This is a genomic window from Pseudomonas sp. HLS-6, from assembly GCF_002753995.1.
GTDB lineage: Bacteria > Pseudomonadota > Gammaproteobacteria > Pseudomonadales > Pseudomonadaceae > Aquipseudomonas > Aquipseudomonas defluvii.
Genome location: NZ_CP024478.1, coordinates 1,181,170 through 1,197,471 on the forward strand (window position 1 = coordinate 1,181,170; position 16,302 = coordinate 1,197,471).

The window sequence follows — 16,302 nt, forward strand, 5'->3', positions numbered from 1 at the left end:
TTAGGCTACAATGCACGGCCTCTAAGCACACCCCCTTCCTGAGGCTGTCCCGACGATGTTGATCCTGCGCGGCGCTCCTGCCCTTTCTGCCTTTCGCCACGGTAAGTTAATCGAGCAACTGAGCCAGAAAGTCCCCGCTGTTAGTGGTTTGTATGCTGAATTCGCTCATTTCGCCGAGGTTGACGGTGATCTGACCGCCGACCAACAGCAGGTGCTTGCACGTCTGCTCAAGTACGGCCCTAGCGTACCGGTCCAGGAGCCCACTGGCCGCCTGTTTCTGGTAGTGCCACGTTTTGGCACCATTTCGCCCTGGTCGAGCAAGGCCAGCGACATCGCCCACAACTGTGGCCTGACTAATATCCAGCGCCTGGAGCGGGGTATCGCCTTCTATGTCAGCGGTGAGCTGAGCGAGGCTGATGTCGTTGCCGTTGCCGACGTGCTGCACGACCGCATGACTCAGCTGGTGCTGAGCAAGCTGGAAGATGCCGCGGGTCTGTTCAGTCACGCACAACCCAAGCCGTTGACGGCGGTCGATGTACTGGCCGGTGGCCGCGCCGCACTGGAAAAGGCCAACGTCGAGTTGGGCCTGGCCCTGGCTGACGATGAGATCGATTACCTGGTCAATGCCTTCCTGGGCTTGAAGCGCAATCCGCACGACATCGAGCTGATGATGTTCGCCCAGGCCAACTCCGAGCATTGCCGGCACAAGATCTTCAATGCCAGCTGGGATATCGATGGCGAAAGCCAGGAAAAAAGCCTGTTCGGCATGATCAAGAACACCTACCAACTGCACAACGAAGGCGTGTTGTCTGCTTACAAGGACAACGCCTCGGTGATCGTAGGTTCCGTGGCCGGTCGTTTCTTCCCGAACCCTGAAACCCGCCAGTACGGCGCGGTGCAGGAGCCGGTCCACATCCTGATGAAGGTCGAGACCCACAACCACCCGACCGCTATTGCGCCGTTCCCGGGTGCTTCTACCGGCTCCGGTGGCGAGATTCGCGACGAAGGCGCTACCGGCCGTGGTGCCAAGCCGAAAGCGGGCCTGACCGGTTTCACCGTGTCCAACCTGCGCATCCCCGGTTTCGAACAGCCTTGGGAAAAGCCTTACGGCAAGCCTGAGCGCATCGTCAACGCGCTGGACATCATGATTGAAGGCCCACTGGGTGGTGCGGCGTTCAACAACGAATTCGGTCGTCCAGCCCTGACCGGCTACTTCCGTACCTTCGAGCAGTCGATCACGACCCCGCACGGTGATGAAGTCCGTGGTTACCACAAGCCGATCATGCTGGCCGGTGGTATGGGCAACATCCGTGAAGATCACGTGCAGAAGGGCGAAATCAGCGTCGGCGGCAAGCTGATCGTGCTGGGTGGCCCGGCCATGCTGATCGGCCTGGGCGGCGGTGCCGCCTCGTCGATGGCGACCGGTTCCAGCTCGGCTGACCTGGACTTCGCTTCCGTTCAGCGGGAAAACCCTGAAATGGAGCGTCGTTGCCAGGAAGTGATCGACCGCTGCTGGCAGCTGGGCGACAACAACCCGATCAAGTTCATTCACGACGTCGGTGCGGGCGGCCTGTCCAACGCTTTCCCTGAGTTGGTTAACGACGCCGGTCGCGGCGGTCGTTTCGAACTGCGCAACGTGCCGAACGACGAACCAGGCATGGCGCCGCTGGAAATCTGGAGCAACGAATCCCAAGAGCGTTATGTGCTCTCGGTCGATGCGGCCGATTTCGAGCGTTTCAAGGCTATCTGTGAGCGTGAGCGCTGCCCGTTCGCGGTGGTTGGCGAGGCCACTGCCGAACCGCATCTGACCGTTACCGACAGCCATTTCGGCAACAATCCGGTGGATATGCCACTGGACGTACTGCTGGGCAAGCCGCCAAAGATGCACCGTTCGGTGACCCGTGAAGCGGAACTGGGCGATGATTTCGATCCAAGCGCACTGGCGCTGGATGACTCCATTGATCGCGTATTGCGTCACCCTGCGGTGGCCAGCAAGAGCTTCCTGATCACCATCGGCGACCGCACCATCACGGGTCTGGTTGCTCGCGACCAGATGGTCGGCCCGTGGCAAGTGCCCGTGGCCGATGTCGCTGTCACCGCCACCAGTTTCGATGTCTACACCGGTGAAGCGATGGCCATGGGTGAGCGTACCCCGCTGGCCCTGCTCGATGCCCCGGCGTCCGGTCGCATGGCGATTGGCGAGACCCTGACCAACATGGCTGCCTCGCGGATCGGCAAGCTGTCCGACATCAAACTGTCGGCCAACTGGATGTCCGCCGCAGGTCACCCGGGTGAAGATGCGCGTCTGTATGACACCGTCAAGGCCGTTGGTATGGAGCTGTGCCCAGAGCTGGGCCTGACCATTCCGGTGGGCAAGGACTCCATGTCCATGAAGACCCGCTGGAGCGAAGAGGGCGAGGAGAAGAGCGTTACCTCGCCGCTGTCGCTGGTTGTCACCGGTTTTGCGCCCGTGACTGACATTCGCAAGACCCTCACCCCAGAGCTGCGCATGGACAAGGGCGAGACCGATCTGATCCTGATCGACCTCGGCCGTGGCCAGAACCGCATGGGTGCCTCGATCCTGGCACAGACCCACGGCAAACTGGGCAGCCAGGCGCCTGACGTCGACGATGCCGAAGACCTGAAAGCCTTCTTCGCTGTGATCCAGGGCCTGAACGCTGACGGTCATCTGTTGGCCTACCACGACCGTTCCGATGGTGGTCTGCTGGTCAGCGCACTGGAAATGGCCTTTGCCGGCCACTGTGGCCTGAGCCTGGAGCTCGACACCCTGACCAGCAAGCGTGAGAAGGTCGCGGCGATTCTTTTCAACGAAGAGTTGGGTGCGGTCATCCAGGTGCGTCAGGACGCTACGGCAGAGGTACTGGCACAGTTCAGCGCCGCAGGCCTTGGTGAGGACTGTGTTGCCGTGATCGGTCAACCGATCAACAGCGCAGAAGTGCAGATCAGCCTGAACGGCGAAGTGCTGTTCGACGGTGAGCGCAGTGTGTTGCAGCGCACCTGGGCAGAAACCAGCTACCGGATCCAGCGTCTGCGTGATAACGCTGACTGTGCCGATCAGGAGTTCAATGCCCTGCTGGAAGAAGACAACCCAGGCTTGAACGCCAAGCTGGGCTTTGACGTCAACCAGGATGTCGCGGCGCCTTACATCAAGACCGGTATTCGCCCGCAAGTGGCTGTGCTGCGTGAGCAGGGTGTCAACGGTCAAGTGGAAATGGCCGCTGCGTTCGACCGCGCCGGCTTCAATGCCATCGACGTGCACATGAGCGATATCCTCGCCGGTCGCGTTGACCTGAACGACTTCAAGGGGCTGGTCGCCTGTGGTGGCTTCTCTTATGGTGACGTGCTGGGTGCCGGTGAAGGCTGGGCCAAGTCGGCCCTGTTCAACAGCCGTGCGCGTGATGCCTTCCAGGGCTTCTTCGAGCGTAACGACAGCTTCACCCTGGGTGTCTGCAACGGTTGCCAGATGCTCTCCAACCTGCATGAGCTGATTCCGGGCAGCGAGCTCTGGCCGCACTTCGTGCGTAACCGTTCCGAGCAGTTCGAGGCCCGTGTGGCCATGGTCCAGGTTCAGGAGTCGAACTCGATCTTCCTGCAGGGTATGGCCGGTTCGCGTATGCCGATCGCCATCGCTCACGGTGAGGGTCATGCCGAGTTCCAGAGCCCTGAGGCGCTGCTTGAGGCAGACCTGTCCGGCTGCGTGGCGCTGCGTTTTGTCGACAACCATGGCAAGGTCACAGAAGCTTATCCGGCCAACCCTAACGGTTCGCCGCGTGGTATCACTGGCCTGACCAGCCGCGACGGTCGCGTCACCATCATGATGCCGCACCCTGAGCGGGTCTTCCGTGCCGTACAGAACTCCTGGAAGCCGGACGAGTGGAGCGAAGACGGTGCGTGGATGCGGATGTTCCGTAACGCGCGCGTGTGGGTGAACTAAGCCGGATGTACAAGCTCGCCTTCTTCGTACCGCCTAGCCATCTAGAGGTGGTCAAGGCTGCCGTATTCGCCGCCGGTGGCGGCCGAATCGGTGACTATGACTGCTGCGCCTGGCAGGTACTTGGCCAGGGCCAGTTTCGCCCATTGGACGGCAGCCAGCCGTTCATTGGGCAGGCGGGTGTGGTTGAGCAGGTGGAAGAGTGGCGGGTGGAGTTGGTGGTGGCCGACGCGTTGATTGAATCGGTCGTCACCGCTCTGAAACAGAGCCATCCGTATGAAACCCCGGCCTATGAAGTCTGGCAGCTCGCCAACTTTTGAGGGGTTCAATAAAAACGCCGCGATCGATACCGATCGCGGCGTTTTTTATGGGTTCAGTTTACTGTTCTTGCTGCCTCAGGGGCGGATCTCGATCAGGGTGCCGTCCTTGACCAGGCTCCAGACTTCGCGCATGTCAGCGTTCTTCATGGCGATGCAGCCTTCGGTCCAGTCCAGGGTATGGAAGTACCACTCCGGGTACTCGTCATTGAGGGGGGTGCCGTGGATCATGATCATGCCGCCAGGCTCGACACCTTCGCGGCGCGCTCGGGCGGCATCGCTGACGTTCGGGTAGGAGACATGCATGGCCAGGTTGTAGCGATCGCTAACCTTGCGCCAGTCAAGCCAGTACAGGCCTTCCGGGGTGCGTTTGTCACCTTCGCGCTGTTTCGGGCCGTTGGGCTGCTTGCCCAGGGAGATGCGGTAGCTCTTGAATGGTTCGCCAGCGCTGATCAGTTGCAGTTGACGGGCTGATTTGATGACCAGCACTTTCTCGACGGTGCGTTGCTGTGAGACCGGCTTGGTCACGATGGTTTCGGTGAAGGCCGCCTGAGATACCGAGGCCACTGTGAGGCAGAAGAGGGCAAGCAACCAACGCATGAAACAATATCCCTGATAAGTAGCCAGATCTAAGTCGTGAATGACGGGCCGAACAGGGGGGGTAGGCATTCGTTACCGACCGGGAAGCGCTGCTCGACGAGGTCACGATAATAGCATTCTAGGGTACGACTGATGGTGCGGAAAGCCAGCTCATCCCAAGGTATTTCGCTTTTTTCAAACAGCCGTACTTCCAGGCTTTCCTCGCCAATGGCGAAATCCAGATCGCTCAGTTCGGCGCGGAAGAACACGTGTACCTGGTTGATGTGCGGCAGGTCGAACAGTTGGTACAGGCTCATTGGGCCAAGTCGCGCGCAGGCCTCTTCGATGGTCTCGCGGCGAGCGGCCTGTTCGATGGTCTCACCGTTCTCCATGAAACCAGCCGGCAGGGTCCAGTAGCCGCGTCGGGGTTCGATGGCGCGGCGGCACAGCAGTATCTGGCTGCCCCAGATTGGCAGAACGCCGGCGACGATGTTCGGGTTCTGGTAATGAACGGTCTGGCAATGCTCGCACACATAGCGCAGGCGGCTGTCGCCTTCGGGGATGCGCTGAATGACCGGTTTGCCGCAGGCGCTGCAGAAATTCATGATCGGATTATCCTGATGGTTAGGCCTATCTTCGCGCCAGCGTCGGCAGGCCCGCAAGCGGGTTTGCCGCAGGGGGTTGGGCAGGGCAGTGCATTTGGTGCATGATGAGGGGAGTCCTTGAGTTGAGAGAGACCATGCTGGACGAGTTACTTCGCCGAGTGAGTAGTCATACACCGAGTACCCTGGAGACGGATCGACGTTTTCCCGAGGCTGCCGTGTTATTGCCCATCACGCGCAGCGACGAGCCTGAACTGGTCCTCACCTTGCGCGCCAAGGGGCTTTCCACCCATGGTGGTGAAGTAGCCTTCCCGGGTGGTCGACGCGACCCGGAAGACCCCGACCTGATCTTCACCGCCTTGCGCGAGGCCGAGGAGGAAATTGGCCTGCCACCGGGCCTGGTGGAGGTCATCGGCCCGTTAAGCCCATTGATTTCCCTGCACGGCTTGCGCGTCACGCCCTTTGTTGGGGTGATTCCCGACTATGTCGAGTACCGCGCCAACGATGCCGAGATTGCCGCGGTGTTTACTGTGCCGTTGGCGTTCTTTCGTCAGGACCCGCGCGACCATACGCACCGCATCGACTATCAAGGGCGCAGTTGGTATGTGCCCAGCTACCGATTCGGCGAATACAAGATCTGGGGGTTGTCGGCGATCATGATCGTCGAGCTGGTCAATCTGGTTTACGATGCCGGCATCTGCTTGCACAAGCCGCCAGAGCGTTTCATTCCAATCTGAGCGGGCTCAACCGCCATGATCCAATCGTGAGGAACCACGCATGAAATACCGTCTGGGCGACCTGCGGGTCGAAGCTCATCCGCAGAGCTGGGCTGCGCCCACCGCCACGCTGATTGGCAAGGTGCGCCTGCAGGCGGGCGCCAGTGTCTGGTTCGGTGCGGTACTGCGTGGTGACAACGAGCTGATCGACATTGGCGAGAACAGCAACGTTCAGGACGGTACGGTGATGCACACCGACATGGGTTCGCCGCTGACCATCGGCAAGGGCGTGACGATTGGTCACAATGCCATGCTCCATGGCTGCACGGTGGGTGACTACAGCCTGATCGGCATCAACGCCGTAATCCTCAACGGCGTGCGTATCGGCAAGCACTGTATTATCGGCGCCAATGCACTGATTCCCGAAGGCAAGGAGATCCCCGATGGCTCCTTGGTCATGGGCTCGCCGGGCAAGGTCGTGCGCGAGCTGACAGAAGCACAGATGAAAATGCTTGAAGCCAGCGCGGCCCACTACGTTCACAACGCACAGCGTTATGCCCGTGATCTGGCTGAGCAGGAGGCATGATGGTCAGCCCGGAGCGCCCGGTGGCGTCACCTTGTGTCAACGTGTGCGCACTGGACGAGCAGGATATCTGTACTGGTTGTCAGCGTACCGCCAGTGAAATCACGCGCTGGGGGCGCATGGACAACAGTGAGCGACGCAAGGTGCTTTTGTTGTGCCACGAGCGCGCACTGGCCGCGGGTTTGATACTGTCGACGGCCCAGCCATCGGCTTGAGCCTTACCGGGGCGGTCAAGTATTCTGTGCGGCTTGCCCTTCGGTTGCCCCTATGTTCTTTCTGATTGCTTACATCAGCAGTGTCGTGCTGATCAACTACGCTTTTTCCAGCGCCCCGCACCTGGACATCATCTGGTCTGCCTGGGGTGGTCTGGTGTTTATCCTGCGCGATATGGTGCAAACCCGCTTTGGGCATGGCGCTCTGATCGCCATGCTGGCAGCCCTGGTACTGTCCTACCTGACCTCCGAACCGGCCATCGCCCTGGCCAGCGCCACGGCCTTTGCGGTCTCCGAGTGCATCGACTGGCTGGTCTTCAGTATCACCAAGCGGCCCTTGCATGACCGCCTCTGGCTCAGCTCGGCACTGAGCATTCCGCTGGACACCTTTATCTTCTTCGGCATGATCGGTGCGCTGACGCCTGCGGTAGTCGGTACTGCATTGGGCTCCAAATTTGCCGGTGTGACGGTGGTCTGGCTGGCGATGGCCTGGCGCGCGCGGAAAAACGCTTACGCCAGCTGAGGCTTAGATGACCGGTTCATGTAAAATGTGCTCCCTATTACCGGGTTGCACCGAGCGCGGGGCGGCCCTGGACTCCTTCCTTTTGAGGACCTGAGATGACCCGTATCGGAACCCCATTGTCGCCGACCGCGACCCGCGTACTGCTGTGTGGCTGCGGCGAGCTGGGCAAGGAAGTGGTAATCGAGCTGCAACGCCTGGGTGTTGAAGTGATTGCCGTGGACCGTTACGCCGATGCGCCGGCCATGCAGGTGGCGCACCGTAGTCATGTGATCAACATGCTCGATGGTGTTGCCCTGCGCGCTGTGATCGAGGCCGAGAAGCCGCACTACATCGTTCCGGAAATTGAAGCCATTGCCACCGCGACCCTGGTCGAGCTGGAAGCTGAAGGCTTTACCGTGGTGCCGACAGCCCGTGCTGCGCAATTGACCATGAACCGTGAAGGCATCCGTCGTCTGGCCGCTGAAGAGCTCGATCTGCCGACCTCGCCGTATCATTTTGCCGACACCTTCGAAGACTATCGCAAGGCTGTTGAAGACCTGGGCTTCCCGTGCGTGGTCAAGCCGGTGATGAGCTCTTCGGGCAAGGGGCAAAGCCTGCTCAAGAGCGCCGATGACCTGCAGAAGGCCTGGGACTACGCTCAAGAGGGCGGTCGTGCCGGCAAGGGGCGGGTGATTATCGAGGGCTTCATTGACTTCGACTACGAAATCACCTTGCTGACCGTGCGACACATTGGCGGTACGACGTTCTGCGCACCTGTCGGCCATCGTCAGGAAAAGGGCGATTATCAGGAGTCCTGGCAGCCGCAGGCCATGAGCCCGGTGGCACTGGCTGAGTCCGAGCGCGTGGCCAAGGCCGTTACTGAGGCCCTGGGCGGGCGTGGTCTGTTCGGTGTCGAACTGTTCGTCAAAGGCGATCAGGTGTGGTTCAGCGAAGTATCGCCGCGCCCGCATGATACCGGTCTGGTTACCCTGATTTCCCAGGACCTGTCGCAGTTCGCCCTGCATGCGCGTGCCATTCTTGGCCTGCCAATCCCGTTGATTCGTCAGTTTGGCCCGTCGGCGTCGGCGGTCATTCTGGTTGAGGGGCAGTCGCAGCAGACCGCATTTGCCAATCTGGGCGCCGCGCTGAGCGAGCCGGATACCGCGCTGCGTCTGTTTGGCAAACCGGAGGTGAATGGTCAGCGCCGCATGGGTGTGTGCCTGGCGCGTGACGAGTCGATCGAGGCCGCCCGGGCCAAGGCGACCCGCGCTTCGCAAGCGGTCAAGGTTGAGTTGTAAGGTTTAAGCACCCTCGGAGGCAAGCCTGATTCCTGCTGGAGGCAGGCTTGCTAGCGATGAGCTGCAGTGCAGCGCTTAAAGCTCCGAATGTCGCGTTTCTTTCAGGCACAGCACGGCAATCAGGCTCAGCAGAGCCGCCGCCGAAACATAGCCTCCCACCCAGCTCAAGCCCCCCATGCTCACCAGTTTCTGGGCAAAGAACGGTGCTGCCGATGCGCCGACGATGCCACCTAGGTTATAGGCTGCCGAAGCCCCGGTGTAGCGCACATGGGTCGGGAACAGCTCTGGTAGCAGCGCGCCCATCGGCGCAAATGTCACGCCCATCAGAAACAGCTCGATAGCCAGGAACAGGGCTACACCAGTGGTCGAACCCTGAGTCAGCAAGGGCTCCATGGTGAAACCCGACAGGATGGCCAGAATGCCACCGCCAATCAGCACAGGCTTGCGGCCGTAACGGTCGCTGAGCCAGGCCGACAGTGGCGTGGCCAGGGCCATGAACAGCACGGCGAAGCACAGCATGCCCAGGAAGCTCTCGCGGCTATAGCCAAGCGTCGATACGCCATAGCTCAGTGAGAATACGGTGGAAATGTAGAACAGGGCATAGCACACCACCATGGCCGCAGCACCCAGCAGCATGGGCGCCCAATACTGGGAGAACAGCTCTATGACGGGCATTTTGACGCGTTCGTGGCGAGCGACTGCCTTGGCGAATACCGGGGTTTCTTCCAGTTGTAGGCGCACGTAGAGGCCGACAATGACCAGTGCGGCGCTGAGCAAGAACGGAATGCGCCAGCCCCAGCTACGGAATTGTTCATCGGTCAGCAGCAAGGCTAGGGTCAGGAACAGGCCATTGGCCGCCAGGAAGCCGATCGATGGTCCTAGTTGAGGGAACATGCCAAACCAGGCGCGTTTGCCCTTTGGCGCATTCTCGGTGGCCAGCAATGCCGCCCCGCCCCATTCCCCGCCCAGGCCAAGGCCTTGGCCGAAGCGCAGCACGCAGAGCAGGACCGGCGCCCAGGCTCCGATGCTGTCGTAGCCGGGCAGTACGCCGATCAGTGTGGTGCAGACGCCCATCAGCAGTAACGAGGCGACCAGGGTCGACTTGCGCCCGATGCGGTCACCGAAGTGGCCGAACAGCGCCGAACCCAGGGGGCGTGCCAGAAACGCGATACCAAACGTCAGGAAGGCCGAAAGCATCTGCGCGGTGCTGGAGGTCTGGGGAAAGAATACCGGGCCGATGACCAATGCAGCGGCGGTGGCATAGACGTAAAAATCGTAGAACTCGATGGCGGTGCCGATAAAGCTCGCGGTCGCGACGCGTGCGGGCGAGTTGCCTGGGGCGGCTGCGGTTGTGCCGTCGTAGGTGTGGGTGGTTGTCATTCAATGATCCCTGGCAGTCAAGTGCTCCATGGGCCGGCGAGTGTGCGCAATGCAAGGCGAGTACTCGCAGGCGTCGAAGCTGTTTTAGTTATGCGTTATTGAGGTGCCAATGAACATGCGCCCTCTGGGGATGGGGGCGGGCGCGAGCAGTGGGTCGGGGTTTGAGCCGCTGCCGGTAAAGCGCGCAATGTTCAGTCAGGCTGACTGGCCGAGATTCGCCGGATGCGGGTAGCGGGCGTTACGGCTGGGCTGGGTAAGCGTGCATCGAGTATAGCTAACGGGTTACTGTCCAGACCAGCACGCGACTGGCGCAATTGTCCTCGGTTTCGAGGATTTCCATGCGATATCGGCCTATTTTCAGGCATACAGCGCTTTCGGGGATACTTTCCAGGGCCTCGGTAACCAGCCCGTTGAGCGTTTTGGGCCCATCGCTGGGCAGGTGCCAGCCGAGGCAGCGGTTCAGTTCGCGCAACGAAGCAGCGCCTTCGATGACAAAACGGCCGTCGGCCTGCGGATGGATATGCGGGTTGTCCAGGCTGTGTTCATCCTCAAACTCGCCGACGATCTCTTCGAGGATGTCCTCCAGGGTGACGATGCCCAGCACTTCACCATATTCGTCGACCACCACGCCGAGGCGGCGCTGCTGTTTGTGGAAATTCAGCAACTGCAACTGCAGGGGCGTGCTTTCGGGGACGAAGTACGGTTCGTAGCAGGTTGCCAGCAAGATTTCCTTGGTCAGTTCGCCCTTGGGTAGCAGGTGGCTGATCTGCCGGGTGTTGAGTACTGCTTCGACCTGGTTGATGTCGCTGTGGAACACCGGCAGGCGCGTGTGGCGGCTGATGATCAGCTGTTCGATGATGGTTTCGATCGAATCATCCAGGTTAATGCCGTCCACGTCGTTGCGCGGCACCAGGATGTCGTTGACCGTCACCTTGTCCAGGGTCTGCAGGCTATGGAGCAGCGGGGCTTTGTGGTGGCTGTGGTCCAGTGCGGCGTCCTGCTCGCTGTGCGTATCCTGCTCGTTGTTGTCGTGCTGGCTGACCGTATTGGCCTTCAGGGCAAAGGGGCGTATCAGCAGGCGGGCAATACCATCGAACAGGCAGGCCAGTGGTTGAATGGCGTGCAGTGGGTACTTGAGCAGGCTGTTGCCGAGGCCAACGATTGCCTCTGGGCAGCGTCGCGCCAGCCGGCGAGGCATGTACTCGGCGAACACCAGCAGGGCTGCGGCTGCGGCGCCTGCGCCTGCCCAGAAGCCGGTATCGCCCATGCAGCGCAGGCCAAGCAGCACGGCCAGGGCAAACACCAGCAGTTTGCCGAGGCTGGCGCAGAGGATCAGGGCGGACAAGGGCAATTCGAGCAGGGGCCGCTCGCCTTGCTGACCGTTGCGCCGCTGCAGCATCTGCTGTCGGGCCGCGTCCACTGTGGCGAAGAGTGCCGACCATATCAGTGCCAGCGCCAGTGCGCCGAGCAGAGGGCCTAGTGGCAGGTTGTCCATAGGTGGCGGCCTGTCAGATATGCAGGATGAATTCGCGTACCAGCTTGCTGCCGAAATAGGCCAGCATCAGCAGGCAGAAACCGGCCAGGGTCCAGCGGATCGCCTTGTGCCCGCGCCAGCCAAGGCGGTTGCGTCCCCAGAGCAGCACGCTGAACACGATCCAGGCCAGGCAGGCCAGTAGCGTTTTATGCACCAGGTGTTGGGCAAAGAGGTTCTCGACGAACAGCCAGCCGGAGATCAGCGAGAGCGACAGCAGCCCCCAGCCGGCCCAGAGAAAGCCAAACAGCAGGCTTTCCATGGTTTGGAGGGGTGGGAAGTTCTTGATCAGGCCAGAAGGGTGCTTGTGCTTGAGTTGGTGGTCCTGCAGCAGTAGCAGCAGTGCCTGGAATACGGCGATGGTGAACATGCCGTAGGCCAGGATCGACAGCAGGATATGCGCAAGGATGCCTGGTTCTTCATTGATCAGCGGCGGCGTGCCGGCAGGTGCGAACTGCGCACTCAAGGCGGTGACCAGCCCGAGTGGGAACAGTAATACCAGCAGGTTTTCCACCGGGATGCGCAGGCAGGCGACCAGCGTCAAGGTGATCACCGCCGTCGCGATCAGGCTGGCGGCACTGAAAAAGTCCAGGCTCAAGCCCAGTGGCGTCAGCAGTTGGCAGTACAGTGCGGTGCCTTGTGCGGCAACGGCAAAGCAGCCTAGCAGGCTGAGCAGGCGTTTGTTGGCCTTGGTGCCCTGTGCGAGGCGTGTACTGTGATAGAGGGTCGCGGCGGCGTAGAGGCAGGCGGCGATCAAATTGGGTAGCAGACTGGGTGACAAGGGGAGCATAAGTCCTGTTAGGCAAGCCCGAAAGAAACTGAGTTTGGCATAGAACGCGTGCACCAAGGAAGACTGCAAGCCGACGGCCTGGTGTGCTTAGTGCTCAGTCTTCGTTATAATCGTCGGCCTGCCTTCGCCCTAGGCTGGCCGAGCGCGCCAGAGGCAGCTGATAAACCTCGGTTCAACAGAGCCTGAAAGGATCCCCATGTTTGAAAACTTGACCGACCGTCTGTCACAGACGCTGCGCCATGTCACCGGCAAAGCCAAACTGACCGAAGACAACATCAAAGACACCCTGCGTGAAGTGCGCATGGCGTTGCTCGAGGCCGACGTCGCCCTGCCGGTGGTCAAGGATTTCGTCAACAAGGTCAAGGAACGTGCGGTCGGCACTGAAGTGTCGCGCAGCCTGACACCAGGCCAGGCGTTCGTGAAGATCGTCCAGGCCGAGCTTGAAGGCCTGATGGGTGCGGCCAACGAAGACCTGGCGCTCAATGCCGCTCCACCTGCCGTAGTCCTGATGGCCGGCTTGCAGGGTGCGGGTAAAACCACCACCGCCGGCAAGCTGGCGCGCTTCCTTAAAGAGCGCAAGAAAAAGACCGTGATGGTGGTGTCTGCCGACGTCTACCGTCCTGCGGCAATCAAGCAGCTGGAAACCCTGGCCAACGATATCGGCGTGACGTTCTTTCCGTCGGATATCAGCCAGAAGCCGGTAGCTATCGCTGAAGCGGCAATTCGCGAAGCCAAGCTGAAGTTCATCGACGTGGTGATCGTCGATACCGCCGGTCGCCTGCACGTCGACGCCGAGATGATGGCCGAGATCAAGCAGCTGCACGCCGCGGTCAAGCCGATCGAGACCCTGTTCGTGGTTGATGCCATGACCGGTCAGGATGCGGCGAACACGGCCAAGGCCTTCGGTGATGCGCTGCCCCTGACCGGTGTGGTGCTGACCAAGGTCGACGGCGATGCCCGTGGTGGTGCTGCACTGTCGGTGCGTGCGATTACCGGCAAGCCGATCAAATTCATCGGTATGGGCGAGAAGACCGAAGCCCTCGAGCCCTTCCACCCAGACCGTATCGCCTCGCGAATCCTGGGTATGGGTGACGTGCTCAGCCTGATCGAGCAGGCCGAGCAGACCCTCGACAAGGAAAAGGCCGACAAGCTGGCCAAGAAGCTGAAGAAGGGCAAGGGCTTCGACCTCGAAGACTTCCGTGACCAGCTCCAGCAAATGAAGAACATGGGCGGCCTCGGCGGCCTGATGGACAAGCTGCCAAGCATCGGTGGGGTCAACCTGGCGCAGATGGGCAGTGCCCAGGGCGCGGCCGAGAAGCAGTTCAAGCAGATGGAAGCGATCATCAACTCGATGACTCCGGCCGAGCGCCGTGACCCCGAGATGATCAGCGGTTCGCGCAAGCGCCGCATCGCCATCGGTTCCGGTACCCAGGTGCAGGACATCGGTCGCTTGATCAAGCAGCACAAGCAAATGCAGAAAATGATGAAGAAGTTCTCCGCCAAAGGCGGTATGGCGAAAATGATGCGTGGCCTGGGCGGCATGATGCCAGGCGGCGGCATGCCGAAGCTGTAACCTCAAATTCAAGGCGTCGGTCGGGCCTGTTAGGCCTGTACTGATGCACTGGGTTCCGCCATTGGCGGATACAAACGCCGCTGTCAGCAGCGGCACAACTGGCAAATCTGCAAGGCGCCCCTGGGGTCGCCGGAAAAAGGCATTTGCAAAAGTCCGTATATTCCTTGAGAATATGCGGCCTTTCGGGCACCCGTGCCCGCTGTGCATTACAGATTTGCAGCACCGACTACAGGAATGATGTTCACATGGTAACCATCCGTCTTGCCCGTGGCGGCTCCAAAAAGCGCCCGTTCTACCACCTCACCGTGACCAACAGCCGCAATGCGCGCGACGGTCGTTTCGTTGAGCGTATTGGCTTCTTCAACCCGGTTGCTGCCGGTGGTGAAGTTCGTCTGTCCGTGAACCAAGAGCGCGCCACCTACTGGCTGAGCCAAGGTGCACAGCCGTCTGAGCGTGTTGCTCAGCTGCTGAAGGACGCTGCTAAGGCTGCTGCCTGAGCAGTATGAACGCGACGCCAGAAAGTGCTGATGACCTGATCGTTGTTGGCAAGATTTTTTCGGTTCACGGCGTTCGCGGCGAGGTGAAGGTTTATTCCTTTACCGATCCGATTGAAAACCTGTTGTCGTACCGTAACTGGACGCTTCGTCGTGACGGTTCGGTAAAACAGGTAGAGCTGGTCAGTGGCCGTTCCACTCAAAAGGACCTGGTCGCGAAGCTCAAGGGGCTCGATGATCGTGATGAAGCGCGTCTTCTGAGCGGTTATGAGATTTGCATCTCACGTAGCCTTTTGCCCAACCTGACCAACGGCGAGTACTACTGGTACCAGCTGGTAGGTCTGAAAGTCATCGACCAACTCGGGCAACTGTTCGGGAAGATCGATCACCTGTTGGAGACCGGCGCGAACGATGTAATGGTGGTCAAGCCCTGTGCTGGCAGCCTGGATGATCGCGAGCGGTTGTTGCCCTATACAGAGCAATGCGTGCTGGCTATCGACCTGGGTGCAGGTGAAATGAGGGTGGATTGGGACGCGGATTTCTAAGCAATGGCGAGCCTGCGCGTAGAAGTCATCACGTTGTTCCCCGAGATGTTCTCGGCCATCAGTGAGTACGGCATTACCAGCCGCGCGGTGAAACAGGGGTTGTTGCAACTGACCTGCTGGAACCCGCGGGACTACACCACAGATCGTCACCATACGGTGGATGATCGGCCGTTTGGCGGTGGTCCGGGGATGGTAATGAAGATCAAGCCTCTGGAAGATGCCTTGGTGAATGCCAGGCAGGCAACCGGGGGGGCGGCGAAGGTTATTTACCTGTCGCCACAAGGCCGCAGGCTGACTCAGTCGGCGGTTAAAGACCTGGCCAAGTCTGAATCGTTGATTCTGATTGCCGGTCGTTATGAAGGCATTGACGAGCGTTTTATTGAAGCTCATGTCGATGAAGAGTGGTCGATTGGTGACTATGTCCTGTCTGGCGGCGAGCTGCCGGCGATGGTACTGATCGATGCGGTTACGCGGCTGCTGCCCGGAGCTTTAGGGCATGCGGACTCGGCGGAGGAAGACTCCTTCACCGATGGTCTGCTTGATTGCCCGCATTACACCCGTCCGGAGGTGTATGCGGATCAGCGTGTTCCCGACGTGTTGCTAAGTGGCAACCATGCACACATCCGGCGATGGCGTTTACAGCAGTCCCTTGGGCGGACCTATGAACGACGCGCCGATCTTCTGGAAAGTCGCTCACTTTCTGGAGAAGAGAAGAAGCTGCTCGAGGAGTATCTCCGCGGGCGGGACGATAGTTAACGTATCGATGGTAGATCCGACGATTTACCTTAGGAGCACAGCATGACCAACAAAATCATTCAGCAGATCGAAGCTGAGCAGATGACCAAAGAGATCCCGACCTTTGCCCCGGGCGACACCATCGTCGTTCAGGTGAAAGTGAAGGAAGGTGATCGCGCTCGTCTGCAGGCTTTCGAAGGCGTTGTTATCGCCAAGCGTAACCGTGGTCTGAACAGTGCTTTCACTGTTCGCAAGATCTCCAACGGTGTTGGCGTTGAGCGTACTTTCCAGACCTACAGCCCGCAAATCGACAGCCTGGCCGTGAAACGTCGTGGTGACGTGCGTAAAGCCAAGCTGTACTACCTGCGCGACCTGTCCGGTAAAGCCGCTCGCATCAAGGAAAAACTGGCTTAAGTCCAGTTTGACCGGCGGCTGCGGCCGCCATGCGAAAAAAGCAGCCTTCGGGCTGCTTTTTTGTTGCCCGAAATTTTTC

The 16,302-nt window shown here is 60.2% G+C and carries 17 protein-coding genes; 12 read left to right on the top strand and 5 right to left on the bottom strand.

What is annotated here, in order from left to right:
* Positions 1-55: 55 nt before the first annotated feature.
* Positions 56-3,955 carry a phosphoribosylformylglycinamidine synthase gene (purL, locus tag CS390_RS05320; protein ID WP_065761801.1) on the top strand — a complete coding sequence of 1,300 codons (3,900 nt, stop codon included), beginning with the start codon at positions 56-58 and terminating at the stop codon, positions 3,953-3,955.
* A gap of 5 nt (positions 3,956-3,960) precedes the next feature.
* Complete coding sequence (locus CS390_RS05325) at positions 3,961-4,272, top strand: YqfO family protein (protein WP_099773673.1); 312 nt, start codon at positions 3,961-3,963, stop codon at positions 4,270-4,272.
* A gap of 75 nt (positions 4,273-4,347) precedes the next feature.
* Here CS390_RS05325 and CS390_RS05330 read toward each other — a convergent pair whose 3' ends face one another.
* Positions 4,348-4,869 carry a murein L,D-transpeptidase family protein gene (locus CS390_RS05330; protein WP_065759974.1) on the bottom strand — a complete coding sequence of 174 codons (522 nt, stop codon included), beginning with the start codon at positions 4,867-4,869 and terminating at the stop codon, positions 4,348-4,350.
* 29 nt (positions 4,870-4,898) lie between these two features.
* Positions 4,899-5,453, bottom strand: coding sequence for an NUDIX hydrolase (locus CS390_RS05335; RefSeq protein ID WP_065759973.1), 555 nt, complete (start codon positions 5,451-5,453; stop codon positions 4,899-4,901).
* Positions 5,454-5,587: 134 nt separating this feature from the next.
* On the opposite strand from CS390_RS05335, the gene CS390_RS05340 reads away from it, so the two are divergent.
* The 5 genes from CS390_RS05340 to purT all read left to right on the top strand — a co-directional run bounded on the left by CS390_RS05340 (position 5,588) and on the right by purT (position 8,761).
* Positions 5,588-6,187 (top strand): CoA pyrophosphatase, encoded by a 600-nt coding sequence (locus CS390_RS05340; protein WP_065759972.1) that lies wholly within the window; start codon positions 5,588-5,590, stop codon positions 6,185-6,187.
* Between the two features lie 40 nt (positions 6,188-6,227).
* On the top strand, positions 6,228-6,752 hold the full coding sequence (locus tag CS390_RS05345) for a gamma carbonic anhydrase family protein (RefSeq protein ID WP_065759971.1): 525 nt from the start codon (positions 6,228-6,230) through the stop codon (positions 6,750-6,752).
* Positions 6,752-6,964: a DUF1289 domain-containing protein gene (locus CS390_RS05350; protein WP_065759970.1), complete on the top strand. Its 213-nt coding sequence runs from the start codon at positions 6,752-6,754 to the stop codon at positions 6,962-6,964. Before CS390_RS05345 ends, CS390_RS05350 begins: the two co-directional genes overlap by 1 nt.
* Before the next feature lie 52 nt (positions 6,965-7,016).
* Positions 7,017-7,484, top strand: coding sequence for a VUT family protein (locus tag CS390_RS05355; protein ID WP_065759969.1), 468 nt, complete (start codon positions 7,017-7,019; stop codon positions 7,482-7,484).
* A 95-nt stretch (positions 7,485-7,579) separates the two neighbouring features.
* The gene (gene purT, locus CS390_RS05360; RefSeq protein WP_065759968.1) at positions 7,580-8,761 is read left to right on the top strand and encodes a formate-dependent phosphoribosylglycinamide formyltransferase; all 1,182 of its coding nucleotides are present in this window, start codon (positions 7,580-7,582) and stop codon (positions 8,759-8,761) included.
* Between the two features lie 75 nt (positions 8,762-8,836).
* On the opposite strand, the gene CS390_RS05365 is transcribed toward purT, so the two are convergent.
* The 3 genes from CS390_RS05365 to CS390_RS05375 all read right to left on the bottom strand — a co-directional run bounded on the left by CS390_RS05365 (position 8,837) and on the right by CS390_RS05375 (position 12,462).
* Positions 8,837-10,141 carry an MFS transporter gene (locus tag CS390_RS05365; RefSeq protein ID WP_099773674.1) on the bottom strand — a complete coding sequence of 435 codons (1,305 nt, stop codon included), beginning with the start codon at positions 10,139-10,141 and terminating at the stop codon, positions 8,837-8,839.
* Between the two features lie 274 nt (positions 10,142-10,415).
* Entirely contained in the window at positions 10,416-11,636 is a 1,221-nt protein-coding gene (locus CS390_RS05370; RefSeq protein WP_065759967.1) for a transporter associated domain-containing protein, read from the bottom strand.
* 13 nt (positions 11,637-11,649) lie between these two features.
* On the bottom strand, positions 11,650-12,462 hold the full coding sequence (locus CS390_RS05375) for an inner membrane protein YpjD (protein WP_099773675.1): 813 nt from the start codon (positions 12,460-12,462) through the stop codon (positions 11,650-11,652).
* Between the two features lie 196 nt (positions 12,463-12,658).
* Between CS390_RS05375 and ffh the strand changes: the two genes are divergently transcribed.
* The 5 genes from ffh to rplS all read left to right on the top strand — a co-directional run bounded on the left by ffh (position 12,659) and on the right by rplS (position 16,223).
* Positions 12,659-14,035 carry a signal recognition particle protein gene (gene ffh, locus CS390_RS05380; protein ID WP_065759965.1) on the top strand — a complete coding sequence of 459 codons (1,377 nt, stop codon included), beginning with the start codon at positions 12,659-12,661 and terminating at the stop codon, positions 14,033-14,035.
* Positions 14,036-14,280: 245 nt separating this feature from the next.
* Positions 14,281-14,532, top strand: coding sequence for a 30S ribosomal protein S16 (gene rpsP, locus CS390_RS05385; protein ID WP_065759964.1), 252 nt, complete (start codon positions 14,281-14,283; stop codon positions 14,530-14,532).
* Between the two features lie 5 nt (positions 14,533-14,537).
* Positions 14,538-15,074 carry a ribosome maturation factor RimM gene (rimM, locus tag CS390_RS05390; RefSeq protein ID WP_099773676.1) on the top strand — a complete coding sequence of 179 codons (537 nt, stop codon included), beginning with the start codon at positions 14,538-14,540 and terminating at the stop codon, positions 15,072-15,074.
* A gap of 3 nt (positions 15,075-15,077) precedes the next feature.
* Positions 15,078-15,830 (top strand): tRNA (guanosine(37)-N1)-methyltransferase TrmD, encoded by a 753-nt coding sequence (gene trmD / locus CS390_RS05395; RefSeq protein WP_065759962.1) that lies wholly within the window; start codon positions 15,078-15,080, stop codon positions 15,828-15,830.
* 42 nt (positions 15,831-15,872) lie between these two features.
* A complete protein-coding gene (gene rplS / locus CS390_RS05400; RefSeq protein WP_065759961.1) occupies positions 15,873-16,223 on the top strand; it encodes a 50S ribosomal protein L19 in 351 nt (116 codons plus the stop codon).
* Positions 16,224-16,302 lie beyond the last annotated feature (79 nt).